The 5,251-nt window shown below is 39.8% G+C and carries 2 protein-coding genes; both read left to right on the forward strand.

Annotated elements, in window-relative coordinates; all coding sequences use genetic code 11:
* A partial coding sequence (locus tag O9332_RS13680) for a non-ribosomal peptide synthetase (RefSeq protein ID WP_288026017.1) occupies positions 1 to 2,059 on the forward strand: 2,059 nt, incomplete at its 5' end.
* Positions 2,056 to 5,251, forward strand: a 3,196-nt coding sequence (locus tag O9332_RS13685; RefSeq protein ID WP_288026019.1) for a non-ribosomal peptide synthetase, incomplete at its 3' end; no start/stop codon positions are given. The genes O9332_RS13680 and O9332_RS13685, both read left to right, overlap by 4 nt.

A 5,251-nucleotide genomic window follows, 5' to 3' on the forward strand; every position in this document is an offset into this window, starting at 1 on the left:
TGAGAGAATGAACGGTCATTTTCTGACTCTACTTGAGGGGATTATTACTAATCCGAGTGAGAGAGTTTCTCAATTACCTTTGTTAACTAAAGTTGAACAACAACAGTTATTAATTGACTGGAATAATACTGAGGTAGATTACCCTGCTAATAAGTGTATTCATCAATTGTTTGAGGAGCAAGTTGAACGGACTCCTAATGCTGTAGCAGTAACTTATGAAAATGAATCCTTAACTTATCGAGAATTAAATAATCGTGCTAATCAATTAGCTCATTATTTGCGGAAATTAGGCGTAAAAGCTGATACTTTAGTCGGTATTTCCCTTGAGCGGTCCTTAGAGATGATGGTGGGATTATTAGGTATTCTCAAGGCAGGTGGTGCTTATGTACCTCTTGACCCAGATTATCCCCAAGAACGCCTGAGCTTCATGTTAGAAGACTCTCAGGTAAAAGTGTTAGTAACTCAAGCAAAATTAGTCAAGTCTATTCCTGAACATCAAGCACAACTTATCTGTTTAGATACAGAATGGGAAAAAATCGCTCAAAATATCACCTCAAACCCCGAAAGCGTAGCAAAACCAGAGAATTTAATCTATATTATCTATACATCCGGTTCCACAGGGAAACCGAAAGGCGTTTTAGTCAATCACTCCAATGTCGTGCGATTATTTGCCGCTACAGATGCTTGGTATAATTTCAATAGTCAAGATGTCTGGAGTCTATTTCATTCCTACGCTTTTGACTTTTCGGTGTGGGAAATGTGGGGAGCTTTGTTATATGGTGGACGCTTGGTAGTTGTCCCCTACTTAGTGACCCGTTCTCCCGAAGCATTTTATCAGCTATTGTATCAAGAAAAAGTCACAATTCTCAATCAAACTCCTACCGCTTTCCGTCAGTTAATTCAAGCTGAAGAATCCTTAAAAGGAAGTTTTCCCTTATCAAGGGGGGATCGTTCATCGACAACAGATAACGATTTAAGCTTACGTTTAGTTATTTTTGGAGGAGAAGCTTTAGAAATTAACAGCTTACAACCTTGGTTTCAGCGCCATGGCGACCAATGCCCCCAATTAGTTAATATGTACGGAATTACAGAAACTACCGTTCATGTGACCTATCGACCATTAAGTATGAACGACTTGGATAGTACAGCTAGTGTGATTGGTCGTCCCATTCCCGACTTACAGGTGTATTTACTAGACCAACATTTACAACTTGTACCGGTTGGTGTACCCGGGGAGATGTATGTGGGAGGTGCAGGAGTAACAAAAGGTTATCTCAATCGTCCTGAATTAACAACAGAAAGGTTTATTCCTAGTCCTTTTGAGAAGGATGAAGTGATCCCCCCAACCCCCCTTAATAAGGGGGGCAATGAGCCGTCAAAATTATATAAAACGGGAGATTTAGCCCGTTATTTACCCGATGGTAATATTGAATATTTAGGACGCATTGACAATCAAGTTAAGATTCGGGGTTTTCGGATTGAGTTGGGGGAAATCGAAGCATTATTAGCATCTCATCCCCAGATTTGGGAAACAGTAGTAATAGTGAGGGATGATGCAACAGGAGATAAGCGTCTTGTGGCCTACATTGTGCCACAATCGGAAAAAACGATTACCATTAACGAAATACGGCAATTCCTGAAAGCTCAATTACCTGGTTACATGATACCTAATGCTTTCGTTATTTTAGATGCCTTACCCCTTACTGCTAATGGAAAAATAGATAGTCGAGCTTTACCCCCACCAGAATCTAGTAGTGAACCATCAGACAAATATGTTGCTCCGCGTACCCCAATTGAGGATATATTAGTAACTGTTTGGTCAGAAGTGCTAAAAGTTGAAAAAGTGGGTATAAATGATAACTTCTTTGAACTGGGAGGCCATTCCCTACTAGCCACTAAATTAGTAGCACAGATACGCGATCGCTTGAAAGTTGAACTTCCCCTACGTCAGTTATTCAACTCGGCCACACTAGCAGAATTAGCCCAAGGGATTGAACAGTTAAAACAGCAAAAATCCGATACCATCGTTCCAGCAATTTTACCAAGAAAAAGAAAATGAATTTTGAAGAATTACCCCTATCTTATGCCCAACAGCGTTTATGGTTCTTAGATCAATTAGAACCAAATAGTCCCTTTTATAATATTTCCCTGGCCTTGCATTTAGCAGGAAATCTCCAGGTAGATGTCCTCGAAAAAAGCCTACAAGAAATTATTCAGCGCCATGAGTCCCTCCGCACAAATTTCGCCACTATTGAGGGAAATCCTGTACAAATAATCAAACCAGAAAGTAATTGGCAATTAACGCTTGTCAATGGGAAAGACAGCCCAAAATGTCGAGAAGAGCAGGAAATAAAAAAATGGCTAGAAATTCACAGCCATCAACCTTTTGATTTAGCCAATGACTCCCTAATTAGAGCCACCCTACTCAAGTTATCAGACACAGAACATTTTTTGCTGATTTGTCTGCACCATATTGTCTCTGATGGTTGGTCAATGGGGGTATTTATTGAGGAATTGACAACCCTTTATAATGCCTATACTAAAGGTTTAGAACCTCTTTTACAAGAGTTACCAATCCAGTACGCAGATTTTGCAATTTGGCAAAGGGAATATTTACAGGGAGAAATCCGAGAAAATCAGTTAAATTACTGGCAAAAACAGTTAGCAGCCGCACCCGCTTTATTACATCTACCTACGGATTATCCCCGTCCTCTACAACAAAGTTTTCAGGGAGATCGGATAAAATGTAACCTTTCTCCAGAACTTAGTCAAGGGTTAAATAAGCTGAGTCGGGAAAAAGGTGTCACCTTATTTATGACCCTGTTAACCGCATTTCAGACTCTACTCTATCGTTACACAGGACAAACAGACATTTTAGTCGGTACTCCCATCGCTAACCGTACTCGTAGTGAATTAGCTGGGTTAATCGGCTTTTTTGTCAATACCTTAGTCTTAAGAACAGATTTAGCCAGAAATCCCAGTTTTAGCGAGTTATTAAAACAGGTACGAGAAACAGCAACGGATGCTTACGACCATCAAGATTTACCTTTTGAGATGTTAGTAGAGTCCCTACAACCTGAAAGAAATATGAGTTATACTCCTTTATTTCAGGTGATGTTTGGTTTAGATAATGAAATTGTAGATAGTATAGATTTAGAAGGAATAAAAGCCACTCGTCAGCCTTTAGAATTTAAGACATCTAAGTTCGATTTAAGTTTATCTATACAGGTAAAAGAAGCCGGATTAACTGCGATTTGGGAATATAATACAGATCTGTTTGACAAAAGTACAATTGAGCGATTATCAGGGCATTTTGTTAACCTATTAACTGGGATTATTGCTAATCCAGAACAAACCGTTAGCCAATTACCATTACTGACAGAAAGTGAGCGCAATCAGTTATTATTTGATTGGAATCAGACTGAAATTGACTACAAAAATGATTTGTGTCTGCATCAGTTGTTTGAACAACAAGTAAAACAGAATCCACAGGCGATCGCTGTTAAATTAGAAGATGAATTTTTAACCTACGAGGAGTTAAACTGTAAGGCTAATCAGTTAGCCCATTACCTACAATCTTTAGGGGTAAAATCCGATAGTTTAGTCGGGATTTTTGTTGAACGTTCCCTAGACATGATTATCGGAATACTGGGAATACTTAAAGCTGGGGGAGCTTACGTTCCTTTAGATATTAATTATCCCCAAGAGCGAATTACCTATCTTATTGAAGATACTCAACTTAGTATTGTGTTGACGCAATCTAAATTTATTGAGCAACTTCCCAAATTTATACCGAACACTATCTGTTTAGATCAAGACTGGTCAATAATCGCCAAACAGAGTACAGTTAGCCCTCTGGTAGAAGTTGATCAGCACAATTTAGCCTATATTATCTACACCTCTGGCTCCACAGGTCAACCCAAAGGGGTAATGATTGAACATCGCTCAGTAGTCAACTATATACTGACTACTATTCTAGAGTATGGTATTACCTCAGAGGATCAAATTCTGCAATTTTCTTCTATCTGCTTTGATGCTTCCGTTCAAGAAATCTTTGTTAGTTTGTTATCGGGTGCGACCTTGGTATTGCGAACAGAAGAGATGTTGCGCTCTAGTGAGGATTTTTGGCAATGTTGTCAAAAATGGCAATTAACAGTTTTGGGGATTCCTACGGCTTATTGGCATCAATTAGCCTCTGAATTAACCCCTGATACCCTGCCAATTCTCTCAAAGATTAAACTAATTGTCATTGGTGGGGAAGCCATTCAACCGGCAAAAGTCCAGCAATGGCAAACAGTTACGGGTCAATATTCCCCTCTTCCTCGACTATTAAATGGTTACGGACCAACAGAAGCAACCATTGCGGCGACTCTCTCCGAATTTACTTCACCAACTATAACCAATATTCCCATTGGGCGACCCATCAGTAATACTCAGGTTTATATTCTCGATGCTTTCTTACAACCTGTTCCTGTGGGGGTAGCTGGAGAATTACATATTGGTGGTATGGGATTAGCGCGGGGTTATTTTAATCGTCCAGAGTTAACACAAGAGAAATTTATCCCTAATTCTTTTGAGAAGGATGAAGTGATCCCCCCAACCCCCCTTAATAAGGGGGGCAATGAGCCGTCAAAATTATATAAAACGGGAGATTTATGTCGGTATTTACCCGACGGTAATATTGAGTATTTAGGACGGATTGACAATCAAGTAAAAATTCGGGGTTTTCGCATTGAATTCGGAGAAATTGAAACCGTTCTTAGTCAGCACAATGCAGTAAAAACGGCTGTTATTATTGCCCAAGAAGATGAGACAAATCAGAAACGTTTAGTCGCCTATATTATTCCCCAAGTAGAGATTATTTCCCCCCAAAAAGAGAAAAATTCACTTAATGTTACTGAACTGCGGCAATTCCTGAAAGCTAAGTTACCAGAGTATATGATTCCTAGTGCCTTTGTCATTTTGGAATCTCTACCCTTAACGCCTAATGGTAAGACTGATTACCGTGCTTTACCGGCTCCCGAATTCCAAAGCCAAGAGCAGTATATCGCGCCGCGTAACCCCATTGAGGAGATATTATCCTCGATTTGGGCAAAAGTGCTAAAAGTTGCACAGGTGGGGATTCACGACAACTTCTTTGAGTTGGGTGGACATTCATTATTAGCAACGCAACTAATTTCGCGCATCCGTGAGGCTTTTCAGGTAGAAATGCCCTTACGCGAGTTATTTGTTGCACCGACAATCGCCGAAT

Source organism: Microcystis sp. LE19-10.1B (genome assembly GCF_027530565.1).
Taxonomy (GTDB): domain Bacteria; phylum Cyanobacteriota; class Cyanobacteriia; order Cyanobacteriales; family Microcystaceae; genus Microcystis; species Microcystis aeruginosa.